This window comes from Gammaproteobacteria bacterium, from assembly GCA_016705365.1.
Taxonomy (GTDB): Bacteria; Pseudomonadota; Gammaproteobacteria; order Pseudomonadales; family UBA5518; genus UBA5518.
The window spans coordinates 865,701-881,364 of record JADIYI010000008.1; the positions used below are offsets into that span (position 1 = coordinate 865,701).

16 protein-coding genes and 1 tRNA gene are annotated in these 15,664 nt (G+C 63.7%); 10 read left to right on the top strand and 7 right to left on the bottom strand.

Annotated elements, in window-relative coordinates:
• Nucleotides 1-4 precede the first annotated feature (4 nt).
• The 6 genes from IPF49_11525 to IPF49_11550 all read left to right on the top strand — a co-directional run bounded on the left by IPF49_11525 (nt 5) and on the right by IPF49_11550 (nt 7,105).
• A complete protein-coding gene (locus tag IPF49_11525) occupies nt 5-991 on the top strand; it encodes a hypothetical protein (GenBank protein MBK6288245.1) in 987 nt (328 codons plus the stop codon).
• A 36-nt stretch (nt 992-1,027) separates the two neighbouring features.
• Entirely contained in the window at nt 1,028-1,834 is an 807-nt protein-coding gene (locus IPF49_11530; protein MBK6288246.1) for a crotonase/enoyl-CoA hydratase family protein, read from the top strand.
• A gap of 53 nt (nt 1,835-1,887) precedes the next feature.
• Nucleotides 1,888-3,039 carry an acyl-CoA dehydrogenase family protein gene (locus tag IPF49_11535; GenBank protein MBK6288247.1) on the top strand — a complete coding sequence of 384 codons (1,152 nt, stop codon included), beginning with the start codon at nt 1,888-1,890 and terminating at the stop codon, nt 3,037-3,039.
• Nucleotides 3,040-3,096: 57 nt separating this feature from the next.
• A complete protein-coding gene (locus IPF49_11540; protein ID MBK6288248.1) occupies nt 3,097-4,653 on the top strand; it encodes an AMP-binding protein in 1,557 nt (518 codons plus the stop codon).
• Nucleotides 4,654-4,669: 16 nt separating this feature from the next.
• Nucleotides 4,670-5,815, top strand: coding sequence for a CoA transferase (locus tag IPF49_11545; protein ID MBK6288249.1), 1,146 nt, complete (start codon nt 4,670-4,672; stop codon nt 5,813-5,815).
• A 417-nt stretch (nt 5,816-6,232) separates the two neighbouring features.
• Entirely contained in the window at nt 6,233-7,105 is an 873-nt protein-coding gene (locus IPF49_11550) for an SDR family NAD(P)-dependent oxidoreductase (GenBank protein ID MBK6288250.1), read from the top strand.
• 243 nt (nt 7,106-7,348) lie between these two features.
• Here the strand turns inward: IPF49_11550 and IPF49_11555 are convergent.
• The 5 genes from IPF49_11555 to IPF49_11575 form a co-directional block, all read right to left on the bottom strand.
• Nucleotides 7,349-7,424, bottom strand: a tRNA-Phe gene (locus IPF49_11555).
• Between the two features lie 75 nt (nt 7,425-7,499).
• On the bottom strand, nt 7,500-7,772 hold the full coding sequence (locus IPF49_11560; GenBank protein ID MBK6288251.1) for an oxidative damage protection protein: 273 nt from the start codon (nt 7,770-7,772) through the stop codon (nt 7,500-7,502).
• Nucleotides 7,773-7,774: 2 nt separating this feature from the next.
• The gene (gene mutY / locus IPF49_11565; GenBank protein ID MBK6288252.1) at nt 7,775-8,860 is read right to left on the bottom strand and encodes an A/G-specific adenine glycosylase; all 1,086 of its coding nucleotides are present in this window, start codon (nt 8,858-8,860) and stop codon (nt 7,775-7,777) included.
• Complete coding sequence (locus IPF49_11570) at nt 8,835-9,524, bottom strand: AsmA family protein (GenBank protein ID MBK6288253.1); 690 nt, start codon at nt 9,522-9,524, stop codon at nt 8,835-8,837. Before IPF49_11570 ends, mutY begins: the two co-directional genes overlap by 26 nt.
• The gene (locus tag IPF49_11575; GenBank protein ID MBK6288254.1) at nt 9,490-10,911 is read right to left on the bottom strand and encodes an AsmA family protein; all 1,422 of its coding nucleotides are present in this window, start codon (nt 10,909-10,911) and stop codon (nt 9,490-9,492) included. The genes IPF49_11570 and IPF49_11575 overlap by 35 nt, the downstream gene beginning before the upstream one ends.
• Before the next feature lie 158 nt (nt 10,912-11,069).
• Here IPF49_11575 and hisB point away from each other — a divergent pair, with 158 nt between their 5' ends.
• From hisB to hisF, 4 genes are read left to right on the top strand one after another with little or no spacing between them, the layout of a single operon-like run.
• Nucleotides 11,070-11,663, top strand: a complete 594-nt coding sequence (gene hisB / locus IPF49_11580) for an imidazoleglycerol-phosphate dehydratase HisB (protein ID MBK6288255.1) — start codon at nt 11,070-11,072, stop codon at nt 11,661-11,663.
• 7 nt (nt 11,664-11,670) lie between these two features.
• Entirely contained in the window at nt 11,671-12,318 is a 648-nt protein-coding gene (gene hisH, locus IPF49_11585) for an imidazole glycerol phosphate synthase subunit HisH (protein ID MBK6288256.1), read from the top strand.
• Nucleotides 12,312-13,052 (top strand): 1-(5-phosphoribosyl)-5-[(5-phosphoribosylamino)methylideneamino]imidazole-4-carboxamide isomerase, encoded by a 741-nt coding sequence (gene hisA / locus IPF49_11590; protein ID MBK6288257.1) that lies wholly within the window; start codon nt 12,312-12,314, stop codon nt 13,050-13,052. The genes hisH and hisA overlap by 7 nt, the downstream gene beginning before the upstream one ends.
• Nucleotides 13,053-13,056: 4 nt before the next feature.
• The gene (gene hisF, locus IPF49_11595; protein MBK6288258.1) at nt 13,057-13,830 is read left to right on the top strand and encodes an imidazole glycerol phosphate synthase subunit HisF; all 774 of its coding nucleotides are present in this window, start codon (nt 13,057-13,059) and stop codon (nt 13,828-13,830) included.
• Between the two features lie 24 nt (nt 13,831-13,854).
• On the opposite strand, the gene IPF49_11600 is transcribed toward hisF, so the two are convergent.
• Nucleotides 13,855-14,079 (bottom strand): hypothetical protein, encoded by a 225-nt coding sequence (locus tag IPF49_11600; GenBank protein MBK6288259.1) that lies wholly within the window; start codon nt 14,077-14,079, stop codon nt 13,855-13,857.
• 146 nt (nt 14,080-14,225) lie between these two features.
• Entirely contained in the window at nt 14,226-15,614 is a 1,389-nt protein-coding gene (locus tag IPF49_11605) for a S41 family peptidase (GenBank protein ID MBK6288260.1), read from the bottom strand.
• Nucleotides 15,615-15,664: the final 50 nt, after the last annotated feature.

Here is a 15,664-nt window from a genome sequence, read left to right on the forward strand (position 1 = left end):
GCCCATGCTGAGTCCATACGACGACCTCTTTGTGCACCAGACCCACCAGCCACTGGAGATCGTTGCCTCCGCGGATCCGGGCTGGCAGGAGGCGGCTTACTTCAATTGCCACGATGCGAGCGGGCGACTGTCCGCGCTGTGTGGCCTGGACGTGTTCCCGAACAACCAGTTCGCGGTGGCCTGGCTGCTGGTGGAACTCGACGGCGAGCACTACGCGAGCTACCAGACCGGTCCGCTGGGACCGTGGCGGGAAGAGCTCGCGGTGGGTCCCTTGCGCTTCACCGCGCTCGAACCCATGAAGCGCTGGCGGCTCGAACTCCGTGACGATGCCAACGGCATCGAGGGCAGCCTGGAGTTCGAAGCGCGCTTTCCCGCCTGCCACTTCCGCCCCATCCGCCTCGAGCAAGCGGGCATGGTCGTGTTCGATCAGTCCTATTTCAACCAGGCCGGGCGCTATCACGGCAGTCTGCGGGTGAAACAGGAGCATTTCACGGGGTTGCAAGGGCTCCGCGCGCGGCGCTGGGGACCGAACATCCCCGACCGGCTGCCGTTTTACAACTGGATCTCGCTGCCGCTGGCGGATCGCAACATCACCGTGTGGCAGTTCGAGACGCCGGAAGGGGAAATCCTGTACTGCGACGGTGCCGTGAGCCATGCCGATGGCCGCGTCACGCCCATCACCCGCATGGATCACCAGTGGGAACTGGCGCCGGACGCCCGCCATCCGCGCCGCGTGGCCGCGACGCTGCACCTGGCGGACGGTTCCACGCTGGATCTCGAGAGCCGCGAACGGGGCACCCATTTCCTCGGAGCGTTGCCTCTTCACTGGTCCGACGGCGTACCCGGGCAGCGCGCCCATGCCGAGGCCAACGGCCTCTCCATCGAGAGCTGCAGCGAGTTCAGCGTCGGTGGCGAAAAGGCGATCGGTATCTACGACACCTTTTGCCGGCAGGGCTATGCGCGCTACGGCCTGCCGTCGCTCGGTGCCTGAGCCGCCTTCCCCTCAACCACGAACCAGGGAGCCACCATGAGCGAATCCGCACTGCTCGTCGAGCGCGATGGCCACATCGTCACGCTGACGTTCAACCGGCCGCGATTCAAGAACTGCATGAACCCGGAAGTTTTCATCCGCCTGGCCGAAGCCTGGGAGATGATCAACGACGACGACGAGGTTCGCGCCGTCATTCTTACCGGCGCCGGCGGAACCTTCTGCGCCGGGGCCGATCTCTCGCACACCGTGCGCTGGCGCGCCGGGGAGCCGCCGCAGGACGAGTTCGAGACGCGTTTCCGCGCCGACCCGGGCATCATGTGGAAGGGCCTGCTGCGCGACTACCGCTGCAACAAGGCGGTGATCGCCGCGGTGGAAGGCTCGTGCATCGCCGGCGGCGTGGAGATCCTGGAATCGGCGGATATCCGCATCGCCGGCGAGGGCGCGAAGTTCGGGATCTCGGAGGTACGCTGGAGCGTTTTCCCGCTGGCCGGCTCCACGGTGCGCCTGCGTCGCCAGATCCCCTACACCAAGGCCATGGAGATGCTGCTCACGGGAGATCATTACCCGGCCGCGGAAGCGTTGCAGATGGGCCTGATCGGTCGCCTGGTACCGGCGGGCACGGCGCTCGCCGAGGCTCGCAAGGTGGCCGAGCGCGTGGCAGCCAACGGGCCCCTGGCCGTGCGCGGCATCAAGCGTTCCGTGCAGGAGACCGACGGCCTGCCCGAAGCCGAGGCCCTGGCCATCGAATACCGCATCGGCATGGAGGTGGCGCACAGCGAGGACGCCGCGGAAGGCCCGCGCGCCTTCGTGGAAAAGCGCGTGCCGCAGTTCAAGGGCCGCTGATCGATCGACATCACCGGCCGCGCGCAGCGGCCATCCGCCATCGGGAGCAACACATGTTCGAATACACGGAAGAACAGGAAGCCATCCGCAGGACCGCCCACGAGTTCGCACGCAAGGAAGTCGCCCCCGGCGTCGCCGAGCGCGATGCGGCCGCCCGCTTCGACACCGCGCTGTTCAAGCGCATGGGAGAACTCGGCTTCATCGGCATGCTGATGCCCGAGGAGGTGGGCGGCACCGACACCGACATCCTGAGCTTCTGTCTGGTGCTGGAAGAGATCGGCAAGGTGGATCTCGCGCTCGCCTGGTCGCTGTTCGCCTCGCTTTCCTTCGCCCATCCGGTCGCGACGCTGGGCACGCCGGGACAGAAGGCCCGCTGGATGGACACCATCGTGCAGCCCGTGCTGCGCGGCGAGGCCAACACGGCGATGGGCATCACCGAGCCCGATGCCGGCTCCGACAACGGCCGCATTCGCACGCGCGCTGTCCGCGACGGCGACGAGTGGGTGATCAACGGTACCAAGACCTTCATCACGGGCGCCGGCCTGGACATCTGCAAGGGCGTGCTCGCCGTGTGCATGACCGACCCGGAAAAGTTCGGTTTCGACCACATTTTCATTCCCACGGGAACCCCGGGCTATCGCATCGGTGCTCCGCTGCGAAAAATGGGTCTCCATTCCAGCGACACGCGGGAGCTGTTTTTCGACGATGTGCGCGTACCGCTGGATCACCGCATCGGCATGGAAGGCCAGGGCATGGAGCGGATCAAGAGCGGTTTCTTCACCGCGCGCATCCTGATCTCCTCGACCTGCCTCGGGCTCGCCGAGGAGTGCCTGGCGCTCGCCACCGATTGGGCGAAGCAGCGCATCTCCTTCGGCAAGCCCATCACGCGTTACCAGTATGTGCAGGGCATGCTGACCGACATGGCGCTGAACATCGAACTCGGCCGCCTGATCCGCGACAAGGCGGCCCACCTCGCGATGCAAGGCAAGCCCTTCGCGAAGGAAGCCTCGATGTGCAAGTGGTTCGTCACCGAGATGGCCAAGGACTGCGCCGACAAGGCCGTGCAGATCTTCGGCGGCATGGGCTTCATGGAGGAGTGCCCGGTCGCGCGCTACTACCGTGACATCCGCGCCGCGACCATCGGCGAGGGCACCACGGAGATCCAGCGCCACGTGGTGGCACGGGAAATGGGACTCTGGTCCTGAAACAGCACAGGGAGCCTCGGGAGCGCGAACCGTTCCCGTGCTTCGACGGAGTTGATCATGGAGATTTCCGGGATCTTCGACGCTGAGTTCGGCGTGGCGCGGATGGCAGCCCGCTTTCCCGAGCGGGCGGCCGTGATCTGCGACGGCCATCCGACGCTCAGCTTTCGCGAATTGGATCGGCGCGCGAACCAGATGGCCCGCGTGTTGGCGGCTCACGGCCTCGGCAAGGGCGATCACGTGGCGCTGCTTTGTTGCAACCGGCCGGAGTTCGCCGAGGTGGCCACCGCCGCGCTGCAGTGCGGCGTGGTGCTCTCGCCGGTCAACTGGCATCTGTCCCCCGACGACGTGGCTTACGTGCTGGACAATTGCGGCGCCCGTGCCTTCATCGCTGAAGGCCGCTTCGCTGATGCTGCCCGCCACGCGGCCCGGCAGTGTGCCCGGTCCCTCGCGCTGTGCCTGTCGGTGGGGGAGCCCATCGAGGGTTTCGGGGATTACGCCGCCGTTCTGGCCGGCGAGTCCGGCGCGGCGCTGGAGACACCCGAGCTGGGCGGCCTGATGTTCTATACCTCTGGCACCACGGGCCGGCCGAAGGGCGTGCGCCAGCTGGCGGAGGCGACGCAGTTCGGCCCCTTCATCCGCCATTTCGCCACTCTTTACGATTATCAACCCGAACGCGGCGACGCCGTGATGGCCACCGGTCCGCTCTACCACGGCGGCTCGATGATCATGTGCACCGTCGTCGCCCTGAACTGTGGCGTGACCACGGTGCTGATACCCCGCTGGAACAGCGAGGAGTGCCTGCGGCTGATCGAGCGTCACCGCATCAGCCAGGCCTTCTTCGTCCCCACGATGTTCCATCGCCTGCTGGCCCTGCCGGAGGCCACCCGCCGCCGCTACGACCTGCGCTCCCTGCGCCTGATCCTCCACGGCGGCGCGCCGACGCCCATCGAGGACAAGCGGGCCATGATCCGGTGGCTGGGACCGATATTGACCGAGGTGTACGGGGCCACGGAAGGTTTTTCCCTGTCCATCAGCAGTGAAGAGTGGCTGCGCAAACCGGGTTCGGCGGGTCGGGCGCAGCCCGGCACCGTGAGGGTTCTCGACGGTGACCTCGCCGCGATGCCGGCGGGGCAGGTGGGCACCCTCTACATCAAGCCGGCGGGCGCCTTCGAGTATTTCAATGACCCGGAGAAGACCGCCGCCAGTCATCAGGGCGAGTTCGTCACGGTGGGTGACATGGGCTACCTGGACGAAGAGGGTTATCTCTTCGTCACCGGGCGCAGCGCTGAACTGATCCTGTCCGGCGGCAGCAACATCTACCCGGCCGAGATCGACGATGCCTTGCTTGCGAATCCGGCGGTGCTGGACGCGGCCGCCTTCGGCGTTCCCGACCGGGAGTGGGGCGAGGTGGTGCATGCGCTGGTGATCCCGGTCCCGGGCGTGGCGGTGGATGACTCGCTACGGCAGGCCCTGCTCGCCCACTGCCGGGAACGCCTGGGTACGTTGCGCAGCCCCCGTACCCTGGAATTCGTCGCGACGCTGCCCCGCAACGATGCGGGCAAGCTGCTGCGCACCCGGCTGCGGGAGCAGTACCGCGACGGACAACCAAGCTGATTGCGGAGAACTGGCGATGGGGCCACTGGATGGTTTCAGGATCCTCGAAATCGCCGGCATGGGCGCCGCCCCGTTCACGGCGATGATGCTGGCGGACATGGGTGCCGAGGTGCTGCGCATCGAACGGCCCGGGGGCAACCCCATGACGCGCATGGCCGATCCGGCCGCCGACGTCCTCAGCCGGGGTCGGCGATGCGTGTGCATCGACATCAAGACGCCCGCGGGTGTCGCGCTGGTCCTGGACCTGGTGGAGCAGGCGGACGCGCTGTTCGAAGGCAATCGCCCCGGCGTCATGGAGCGCCTGGGGCTGGGACCCGCGCCCTGCCAGGAGCGCAACCCGCGGCTGGTGTACGGCCGCCTCACCGGGTGGGGGCAGGAGGGTCCTTTGGCCCGGGCGGCGGGGCACGACATCAATTACATCGCCCTGGCCGGTGCGCTCGGACTGGTGGGGCGCCAGGGCGAGGCCCCGGTGCCCACATCGAATCTGCTCGGGGACCTGGCCGGCGGCGGCATGAACCTGGCATTCGGCCTGGTGTGCGCTCTGCTCGAATGCCAGCGTTCCGGCCGCGGGCAGGTAGTGGATGCAGCGATGGTGGATGGTGCCGCGACCCTGACCACAGTGCAGCACGGGCTTTTGTACGCCGGCTACCAGCGCGCCCGCGGCTGCAACATGATCGATTCCGGCGCCCACTTCTACAACACCTACGAAACCGCCGACGGTGAGTACATCGCCATTGGCAGCTTCGAGCCGCATTTCTACCGGCAGTTGTTGCAGCGCCTGGGCGTCACCGAAGCGGAGTTTCCCGAAATGGACATGGCCCGCTGGCCGCAATTCAAGGAGCGCTTCGCCGCCTTGTTCAGGACCCGGACGCGGCAGGAATGGTGCGAGATCTTCGAGGGTACGGACGCCTGTTTCGCCCCGGTGCTCTCCCTCGCCGAGGCACCGCAGCATCCCCACAACGTGGCACGGGGCGTCTTCGTCGAGGTGGCCGGTGTTGTTCAGCCCCGGCCCTCACCGCGTTTCAGCCGCACCGACGGCGCGATCCAGCGGCCGCCTGCGCGCCCCGGCGAACATACCCGCGACGCCCTCGCGGACTGGGGAATCGACGCCGGGCGCATCGAGCGCCTGCTGGTCGACGATGTCCTCGAGCAGGCGCCCTGAATGCGGGGTCAGTTTGCTCTATTGACTTGACGGCGCTTCGCGCGCGCCATTGTGGCGCCTGGCCGCTCGGCCATGCTCACCAGGCGATCGGTCCGCCGCGCCTCACCCGGGTCACAAACGCCAGACAACTGCCGTGACCATTGCGTCTCGTCCTTTGCTTCCACTGCAACCATCCGCCCGTTTCCCTTCAGATGGTTACAAAGTGGTTCTTGGAATTATGATCAAGAGACAGCGCTATGCCGGGGGATTTCCCACTTTGGTTAACCGGACAGTAGTGATTCATACATATGCATGATGTGCTCATCCGAGCAACTCTATAACTTACAATTACAGCGATGGATGAAAAGTAGTCCAGATCAACCGTATTACACAGCGAGAGATATTCGGGATGGAAACGATAACGCTTGGAGCGAAATCATGAGTCACTGGAAACATAAAGTTGCCGTTATCACTGGCGCAGGTAGCGGTATCGGTTTGGGGCTCGCCCGTTATGCGGCCGCACAAGGGATGCACGTTGTAGCAGCAGATATCGATGCTCGAAGACTCGAATTTCTAAAAGAAGCGCTTGAAGCAAAGCAGCAATCGATCATTACGGTCGCCACTGATGTATCCAACCCGGACGCGATTGAGGATTTGGCAAAGCTCGTGTTTGATCGTTATGGCAAGGTCAACCTGCTATTCAATAATGCGGGCGTACTTGTCGATGGCAAAAGCTGGGAGCGCTCGGTCGAGGATTGGCAGTGGAGCATCAATGTAAACATCATGGGTGTGGTCAATGGCATTCGCAGCTTTGTCCCCCGGATGCTGGCCCAGAATGAAGCCGGGCGCGTGATCAACACCTCGTCCATTGGCGGGTTATTGGGCGGCGGTACTTTCATGGGGCCCTACCAAGGCACCAAGCACTGCGTCACAGCCATATCCGAAACGCTCTACAGCGAATTGGCGCTGGAGAGTGCACCGATCACTGCCTCGGTTCTATGCCCCTACGAAGTGGCAACAGATATCTGGGACTCTGCTGCCCGTCTGCGCACAAAGGAACAACGTGATCAACTAGGCAGCGAAGAAGAGCAACAATTTCACAATACTGTTGCCGATAACGTAGCCAAGAGCACTACGCCAGACGAGTTTGCTGCCAAAGTGTTTGCCGGTATTGATGCAGACAAATTCTGGTTGCTGCCGCAACCCGATTTCAAGCCAATGTTTCAACTAAGAGTTGAAAGCATACTCAATGAAAGCAACCCATTATCGACTAGTGAAATCATGTCGATAATGAGCCGGGCAGCTTCATGACTTCCTGTTGCTATTGAGAAATATCCTGCCAAATCCACGGATATCTCCACCCCAGGTGCAACTGGTTTTGCATGAAAATCGTGAAACGACAGTGTTTACAGATGGTGATAGGAACTGACTCCGGTGGTGGGTGCTTGGGTTGTGCTTGCACGAAGCGAGGCATCGCTCCTACAGCAGGCCATATTCAGGGCACAACCGCGCCCACGGGAGCCGTTACGTTTGGTGGTAAGTCGTTGAATGTAATGGTGCCCAGGGGCGGAATCGAACCACCGACACGAGGATTTTCAATCCTCTGCTCTACCAACTGAGCTACCTGGGCTGGGCGGGAAGCGCCGTATTTAACTCGCAGGCCCCTGCGGGAGTCAAGAACGGGGTGCGTGCAAACTTGGGCGCTTCACTTGGCGGGTGGTACATAGCCCTCGGCTTGCGCGAAGTCCTGGTTCGACAGGAACTTGTCCATCTCTTCCTCGAGAAAGGCGCGCGCGGTGCGATCCATCATGTTGAGCCGGCGCTCGTTGATCAGCAGTGTCTGGTGTGCGATCCACTCCTGCCAGGCCTGTTTCGAGACTTCCTCGAAGATTTTCTGGCCGCGCGGGCCGGGAAAGGGCGGGCGTTCGAGGGCTTCCATTTCGCGCTGGTATTTGCGACAGATCACGGTGCGACTCATCGTCAGTTGATCTCCAGTGATGCGGCGTCGAGCGTGTCGATCAACCGTTTGACGGGTGCGGCCAGGCCGAGCGCCCGGTTGCCGGGTTTGTACCAGATCAGGCGCGCATCTTCCATCACGGTGTGCCGCTCGGCTCCTGCACCGAGAAACACCGGGGTCGCATCGAGGCGGAAATGGCTGAAAGTGTGGCGCAACGGTTCGCCCCTGCGCACGCTCGCCGGTGGCGCGCCGGTGATGCGATCGCAGGCCGTGACCGCGTCATCGTTCTCGCCGATTTCGGGGAAGCTCCACAATCCGCCCCAGATGCCGGAGGCGGGACGCTTTTCCAGCAGGATCTCGCCCTCGGAGTTGCGGATCACCAGCATCTGGCAGCGCCGTTCGCCGAGAGCGCGTCTGAGCTTGCGCGTGGGGTAGCGGCCAGGATTGCCCTCGGCCTTTGCAGCGCAATCGGCGGCCAGCGGGCACAGCGCGCAGGCGGGACGGCTGCGGGTGCAGAGCGTGGCACCCAGATCCATGATGGCCTGGGTGTAGGCGCCGCTTTGCTCCGTCGGTGTCAGCCGCTCGGCGATGCGCCACAGTTGCTTCAGGGTGTCAGCCTGGTTGGTTGGGCCGTCAATCGCGAAAAAGCGCGTCAGCACGCGCTTTACATTGCCGTCGAGGATCGCGGTGGGCGCGCCGTATGCAATTGCACAGATCGCGCCGGCGGTGGAGCGGCCAATGCCGGGAAGTGTTTCGAGCGTCTGCGCATCGCGCGGAAACTCGCTGCCATGCTGGTCACGGATGATGCGTGCCGCGCTTTGCAGATTGCGGGCGCGGGCGTAGTAGCCGAGCCCGGTCCACAGGTGCAGTACCTCGTCGGGGGCGGCATCGGCCAGCGCGCCAATATCGGGAAAGCGGTCCATGAACCGCAGGAAGTACGGGATGACGGTGCTGACCTGGGTTTGCTGCAGCATGATCTCGGAAACCCAGACGCGATAGGCCGAGATATCCTGCTGCCACGGCAGATCGTGACGGCCGTGACGGGCGTGCCACCCGAGCAGCCGCTCGCTGAAAGTGAGGCGCTCAGTTGCTGCGCTTGAAGAAGTCACCGAGCTTGTCCTTCAGCTTGTCCCTGACCTTGTCGGTGGCGAGCTGCCCGGCGATTTTCGCGACATCGTCCTGGTCGATGCCGCACCACTTTTTCGGATCCTCGCCGAACGAGCCCTTGCAGGTGATCGGCCACTCCACCGCCAGCATCGTGCGGGTCATGCGGCAGGCGGGGTCGAGGCGCTCCAGGTCATCGCTTACGCGGGTATTGAGCTGTATGTCGAACTTGCCGCGAGGCAGATCCACCTTGCCTTCGCCCCGCAGAGCCATGCTGGGAACGGCGGCCTGGAAATTCTGCAGCGTGCCGATTCCCTGGGCAAAGTCGAGCCCGGTGTCGATCGACTGGAAGCGCGTAAGCGGCTCGAAGCGTGCGCTCAGCGACTCCTGGTTGAGTTGCGCAGCGGCCTTGCAGATCAGCTCTTCGACGCTCAAACCGTTCAGTACCGGCTCCCTGACCTTGATCCGCAACGGCCCATGCAAGGCGGCCATCCACTCCTCCATGGTATGGCCGCTGGCAGCGAGATCGAACGAGCCGTCGAGGCGGCCTTCCATCTGGTCGAAATCATGGGTGGCCTGCAGCAGTGCCTTCAGATCGACTGCGCCGAGTTTGGCCTTGAGTCGCAGCGCGCCGTCACCGCGTGCATCGAGCTTGCCCGAAGCGTTCAAGGTGCCGCCGTAAAGCCGCGACGAGAGGGATCGGAGCCGTGCGATACCCTTTTTCAGAACCAGTTTCGTTTCGAGCTCGCTCAGTTCGAGCGTGGCTGTCGTCAGCCGTCCGAGCGAAGCCTCGATGATGCCATTCATGCCGAGCAGTGCGCCGGGCCCCGCATTTGCGGCTTCCGCCGGGGGCCGGTGCGGTTGCAGCGGTTCCCTTGGGCGGAGTTTCCGCGGGCGGGAAGAAGTAGTCGAGTTCGAGTTCGGGGCTGGCGAATTTCGTGTCGATACGCATGGTTTTGCCGGAGGTGAATCGCACTTCGCCCGTGGCATTGAACTTGCCTGCGCGCAATTCTGCTTGTGACAGGGAAAGCGTTTTGCCGTTGAGCGCATAGTCGGTGTCGAGCGTGATATCGGCCAGCGGTTCGGGGTTGAGGCCTGGCGGCAGCGTGATTGCGAGCGTTTGCAGCAGGGCGGGCAGATCGAGCGCGCTGACACCGAGCTTTCCCTTGGCCACGAGGTTGCCGGGTTCGCTCCAGTTGGCATCGAGCGAGGCGCTGACCTCGAGACCGCCCGCGGCAAGCGTCATTGCAGGCACCTGTGCGTTGTGCTGCTCGAGCGATGCGCTGATGCCGGGGGCAGCGAGTTCGATGGAGGGCCCTGCGGCGGGTCTCAGCGTGAGCCTGCTGTTTGCCAGCCTGACCAGGCCCGTATCGAGATCGGCATCCACCTGCGCACCGAGCGCGATGCCGATGTCGTGTTTGCCGTTGTCGCCGAGCAGTCGCGCGCTACCTTCCAGCCGGAACGGGTCGCCTGTCATGTTCACATCGTCGCTGGTGATATCGAGCTCACGCAGTTCGTGGTGCGCCCCGGTTCGCTCGTCGCTGAAAATCAGGGTGCCGTCCGCGATGCGCACGCGGTCGATCGCGAGCAGCAAGGGTGCGGCCACGGCTGCGCTCGCAATCGTGCCGGCTGCCGGACCGGTCGAGCCCGACGGTTTTGTGCCGAGCGCTTCCCAGTTGGCATTGCCGTTGCGGTCGCGCCGGGCATTCAGGGTAAAGCCCTTGATCAGCAACTCATCGACACTGACCTGCCGGCGCAGCAGCGGCATCAGGTTCACACCGAGCCGCAGTTCGCTGGCGCTGGCGAAATCTTCGCTGGCGCCGGCCGGCGTGCGCAGGTGCACGTCGCCCAGCGCCAGCGAAAGGCGCGGCCATAGCGACAGCGACAACTCGCCGTTTATCTCGAGGGTCCCGTCGAGGCTGCTGTTGACCATTTCGAGCAGACGGAGCTTGAGTTCGGCTTCGTCGATCAGGCGCGATACCAGCAGCGTTGCGCCGCTGATCAACAACAGGATCACGGCAACGGTGATGCCCAGCCACTTTGCGACGGGGTTCATGCCCGGGGTCACTCCTTCGCGTCATGCACACGGATAGGCGGCGATTGTAACGGAATCACGACGCTGTTTTGGGCAGGGTTGTTCTCTATAATGCGGGTTTCGCGCGGGCAGGCAGTGTCATCGCCAGTGGGCGGGGCGCAATCGATCAGGCAAGCATCATGACAGAACGAACAGCGGAAGTGACCCGGAATACGCTCGAGACGCGCATCACCGTGCGGGTGAATCTCGATGGCAGCGGACACGCGGCGCTGGATAGCGGAATACCGTTTCTCGATCATATGCTGGATCAGGTCGCCCGCCATGGCCTGCTAGATCTCGAGGTCGAGGCTGCGGGTGATCTGCATATCGATGCCCACCATACGGTGGAAGATATCGGCATCAGCCTCGGGCAGGCGTTCGCGAGGGCGGTGGGTGACAAGGCCGGCCTGGTGCGCTACGGGCACGCCTATGTGCCGCTCGATGAGGCGCTGTCGCGCGTGGTGGTGGACCTGTCGGGCCGCCCGGGGCTCGAGTTCAACGTCGATTTCGCGCGCGCGCGGATTGGCGAGTTCGACGTGGACCTGTTTCGCGAGTTTTTCCAGGGCTTCGTGAACCACGCGGGGGTTACGCTGCATATCGACAACCTGCGCGGCGCGAACGCACACCACCAGGCCGAAACGGTGTTCAAGGCCTTTGGGCGGGCGTTGCGGATGGCGCTCGGCAGCGACCCGCGCATGGCGGGCGTGATGCCTTCCACCAAGGGCAGCCTGTAGGTCACACATGGCTGGCGTACGCATTGCGGTAGTTGACTATGGCATGGGCAACCTGCATTCGATGGCCAAGGCCCTCGAGCATGTGGCGGGCGGTGCCGAGATCGTCGTAAGCGATGATGCGGCGCTGATCCGTTCCGCCGACAAGGTGGTGTTTCCGGGAGTCGGAGCGATGCGCGATTGCATGGCGGAACTCGTGCGTCGCGGACTCGACCGTGCGGTACGTGAAGCGGCTGTCACGCGGCCGCTGCTGGCGGTGTGCATCGGCATGCAGGCGCTCATGGAATCCAGCGAGGAGAACAACGGCACCCGCTGTCTTGGCATCCTGAAGGGCCGCGTGCGGCATTTCGGCGCCGGGCTCGAAGACGAGAACAACGCGACGCTGAAGGTCCCGCATATGGGCTGGAATCGCGTGCGGATGATCGATCATCCGCTGTGGCAAGGCGTCGAGCAGAACAGCCGCTTCTATTTCGTGCACAGCTACTACGTCGAGCCGGGCGATCGCTCGCAGACCGTGGGAATTTGCGAGTACGGGATGGAGTTCACGGCCGCGCTGGCACACCACTCGTTGTTCGCGGTGCAGTTTCACCCCGAGAAAAGTCATACGGCCGGGCTGCAGTTGCTCGCCAATTTTGTTGCCTGGGATGGCCGATGCTGATTATTCCCGCGATCGATCTGCAAGATGGAAAATGCGTGCGTCTGCGCCAGGGACGCATGGACGACAGCACGGTGTTCGGCGATGACCCGGTGGCGATGGCTGCGCGCTGGATCGAGGCGGGCGCGCGGCGTTTGCACCTGGTCGATTTGAATGGTGCGTTTGCCGGAGAGCCGGTCAATGGCGCGCCGGTGCGCGCGATTACGCGCGCGTTTCCGGATCTTGCGGTGCAGATCGGTGGCGGCATCCGCAGTCGCGAGACCGTGCAGAGCTATCTGGATGTCGGGGTGCAGTGGGTGATCATCGGTACGCTGGCGGTGAAGCAGCCCGATCTGGTGCGCAGCCTGTGTCAGGAGTTTCCGGGCCACGTGATCGTCGGCATCGATGCGCGCAACGGTATGGTCGCCACCGATGGCTGGGCCGAGGTGTCGCGCGTCGGGGCGGTCGATCTCGCCCGGCAGTTTGCCGCCGCCGGCGTGGCAGCGATCGTCTACACCGATATCGATCGTGACGGCATGATGCAGGGCGTGAACGTGCCGGCAACGCGCGATCTTGCCGCGCGCGGCGGGATCCCGGTGATCGCCTCGGGTGGCGTGACCACGATCGAGGATATCAAGGCGCTCTCGCATGAAGCATCGAGCGGCATCATTGGCGCGATCAGCGGGCGCGCGCTGTACGAGGGCACTCTCGATCTGGCGCAGGCACAGGCATGGTGCGACGCGCACCGGGAGCGTTGAGTCCATGGGTCTTGCCAAGCGCATCATTCCCTGTCTCGATGTCGATCGCGGGCGGGTAGTCAAAGGCGTGAAGTTCCTGGATATCCGCGACGCGGGTGACCCGGTGGAAGTCGCGCGTCGTTACAACGAGCAGGGCGCCGATGAAGTGACCTTTCTCGATATCACCGCAAGCCATGAAGGCAGGGATACCACACTCGCGACCGTCGAGCGCATGGCGAGCGAGGTGTTCATTCCGCTGACCGTCGGCGGCGGAGTGCGTGAACTGATGGATATCCGCAACCTGCTGAATGCGGGTGCCGACAAGGTCGCGATCAATTCGGCTGCAATCCAGCGCCCGCAATTCGTGGCCGAGGCTTCCGACCGCTTCGGCTCGCAATGCATCGTGGTTGCGATCGATGCCAAGCAGGTCAGTGCCCACGGCGAGCGGTTGAAGTGGGAGATTTTCACGCATGGCGGGCGGCGCGCCACCGGAATCGATGCGCTCGAATGGGCGCGGCAGATGGTGGAATTCGGCGCCGGGGAAATCCTTTTGACCAGCATGGATCGCGATGGTACCCGCGACGGCTTCGATCTTGCGTTGACCCGCGCAGTGAGCGAGTCGGTGTCAGTGCCGGTGATTGCCTCGGGTGGCGTGGGTGATTTGCAGCATCTCGTGGACGGCGTGATCGAAGGGCATGCGGACGCCGTTCTGGCGGCCAGCATTTTTCATTTCGGGGAGTACACGATCAGGGAGGCAAAAATCTTCATGGCCTCCCGGGGTGTGGAGGTCAGGCTCTAGGGCGAGCCGCGAATCGTGCGCCGGCTACGCCGTGTGCAATGAGGCGTAGAAGGTCGACAACACTCTCGGTTCTGCCAGCTGGATGAAATCCAGGAAATCCGACAACCCGTTCTGCGCCTCGCTCTTGTCCTCGAAAGGACCAACGGATGCGCCTTCGCGAGTCGCGAAATACCAGGCACTGTTCACGGCAAAGAACCGATCTGTCCTCATCGGAACCACGCCACGTTCACCGCTTCGCTTGTCTGCCATTTTGATTATCCGGGCGATCTGCATGAATGAATCACCGCTCAGCGCAATATACACCAGTGTATATCAGCTCGTAAATTTGTCTGGCACGTTCCCACGTCATCGTCGTTCTTGTCAATTAGTACCAATTTTCGGTAATTGGTTCCCGTTCAGCCCCGCGTATCCGGCGCGGCGCTCGCTATCGGCGCCGCGGCGCGCGACAGGACGATTCCTTTCAGCAGGTTGAATGCCTCGTAAAGCTGGTTGTCGTCGCTGCGCAGCTCGTCCAGAGAAACAGCGGTGCGACGCTCCGCGTCTCCTTTCTCGGCACCACCATTGCCGTTGCTGAGATGCCTGGTCAGGTCGGCTTCGGTCAGGCGCCGGGGGCTGTCGATGGTCTTGACCTCGGCGCGCTCGACCACGATATCGGGCACGATGCCCTGCGCCTGGATCGAGCGCCCGCTGGGTGTGTAATACCGCGCGGTGGTGAGCTTGATGCCGCGCTCCTCGCCGAGCGGCAGCACTGTTTGCACCGAGCCCTTGCCGAAGCTGTCGGTACCGACCACGATGGCACGGTGGTGATCCTGCAGCGCGCCGGCCACGATCTCCGAGGCCGATGCCGAGCCGCCATTGATCAGCACCACCATCGGGGCGCCGTTCAATTGATCGTCGGGCGTCGCACTGAAGCTGGAGCGCGCGCTCTCGATACGCCCCTCGGTATAGACGATCAGGCCCTGCTCCAGAAAGGCATCGGCCACGTCGACCGAGGCCTGCAGCACGCCGCCGGGATTGTTGCGCAAATCGAGCACCACGCCGCGCAGCGGTTTGCTGTTCTGCTTGTTGAGCGAGGCGATCGTCTTCTGCATGTCGGGGGCGGTTTCGTTCTGGAATTGCGCCACGCGAAGGTAGCCGAAATCGGCCTCCAGCAGCCGCCCGCGTACACTCTGCACCTTGATCACGTCGCGCTCGAGCGAGACATCGAACGGCCCCGGTTTGCCCTCGCGAACGATGGTCAGCTCGATCTTCGAGCCCTTTGGCCCGCGCATGAGATTGACGGCCTCCCCGAGATCCAGTCCTTTGACGGATTTACCATCGAGACGGATGATCAGATCGCCGCTTTCTATGCCGGCGGCCTTGGCCGGCGTGTCATCGATGGGGGAGATCACCCGCACGAAACCGCCGCTGTCGACGCCGACCTCCAGTCCGACACCGCCGAATTCGCCGGTGGTGTTCTCGCGCAGATCGGCAAAGGAGTCCTTGTCCAGGTAGGTGGAATGCGGGTCGAGCCCGTTCAGCATGCCCTTGATCGCGCTTTCGAGCAGCGTGCGGTCGTCGACCTCCTCCACGTAGCTGGTGCGAATCTCGTTGAACACGTCGACGAAGATGCGCAGTTCCTTCAGCGGCAGGACGCCTTCCGGTTGCTCGGTCCCGGTGGCGAGCGGATCCTGCGCCGACACGGGAGTGGCGAGCAGGCAGGTGGCAAGCACAATCGTTCCGATCGCGCCGTGCGGCCACTCGCAGTGCGAGCGGGAGTGTGTATGAGACAAGGAGTTGAACATACCTGAAGTGGATACCGCGAGAGCTGGAAAGCGTGAATGAGGCAGGCAGT

Excerpts from the sequence above, each read along its gene's own strand:
- IPF49_11525 (MBK6288245.1), top strand. The coding sequence starts at position 5 with ATGCTGAGTCCATACGACGACCTCTTTGTGCACCAGACCCACCAGCCA.
- hisH (MBK6288256.1), top strand. The coding sequence starts at position 11,671 with ATGGCTGGCGTACGCATTGCGGTAGTTGACTATGGCATGGGCAACCTG.
- IPF49_11540 (MBK6288248.1), top strand. The coding sequence starts at position 3,097 with ATGGAGATTTCCGGGATCTTCGACGCTGAGTTCGGCGTGGCGCGGATG.
- hisA (MBK6288257.1), top strand. The coding sequence starts at position 12,312 with ATGCTGATTATTCCCGCGATCGATCTGCAAGATGGAAAATGCGTGCGT.
- IPF49_11560 (MBK6288251.1), bottom strand. The coding sequence starts at position 7,772 with ATGAGTCGCACCGTGATCTGTCGCAAATACCAGCGCGAAATGGAAGCC.
- IPF49_11550 (MBK6288250.1), top strand. The coding sequence starts at position 6,233 with ATGAGTCACTGGAAACATAAAGTTGCCGTTATCACTGGCGCAGGTAGC.
- IPF49_11605 (MBK6288260.1), bottom strand. The coding sequence starts at position 15,614 with ATGTTCAACTCCTTGTCTCATACACACTCCCGCTCGCACTGCGAGTGG.
- hisB (MBK6288255.1), top strand. The coding sequence starts at position 11,070 with ATGACAGAACGAACAGCGGAAGTGACCCGGAATACGCTCGAGACGCGC.
- IPF49_11575 (MBK6288254.1), bottom strand. The coding sequence starts at position 10,911 with ATGAACCCCGTCGCAAAGTGGCTGGGCATCACCGTTGCCGTGATCCTG.
- hisF (MBK6288258.1), top strand. The coding sequence starts at position 13,057 with ATGGGTCTTGCCAAGCGCATCATTCCCTGTCTCGATGTCGATCGCGGG.
- IPF49_11600 (MBK6288259.1), bottom strand. The coding sequence starts at position 14,079 with ATGGCAGACAAGCGAAGCGGTGAACGTGGCGTGGTTCCGATGAGGACA.
- IPF49_11535 (MBK6288247.1), top strand. The coding sequence starts at position 1,888 with ATGTTCGAATACACGGAAGAACAGGAAGCCATCCGCAGGACCGCCCAC.
- IPF49_11530 (MBK6288246.1), top strand. The coding sequence starts at position 1,028 with ATGAGCGAATCCGCACTGCTCGTCGAGCGCGATGGCCACATCGTCACG.
- IPF49_11545 (MBK6288249.1), top strand. The coding sequence starts at position 4,670 with ATGGGGCCACTGGATGGTTTCAGGATCCTCGAAATCGCCGGCATGGGC.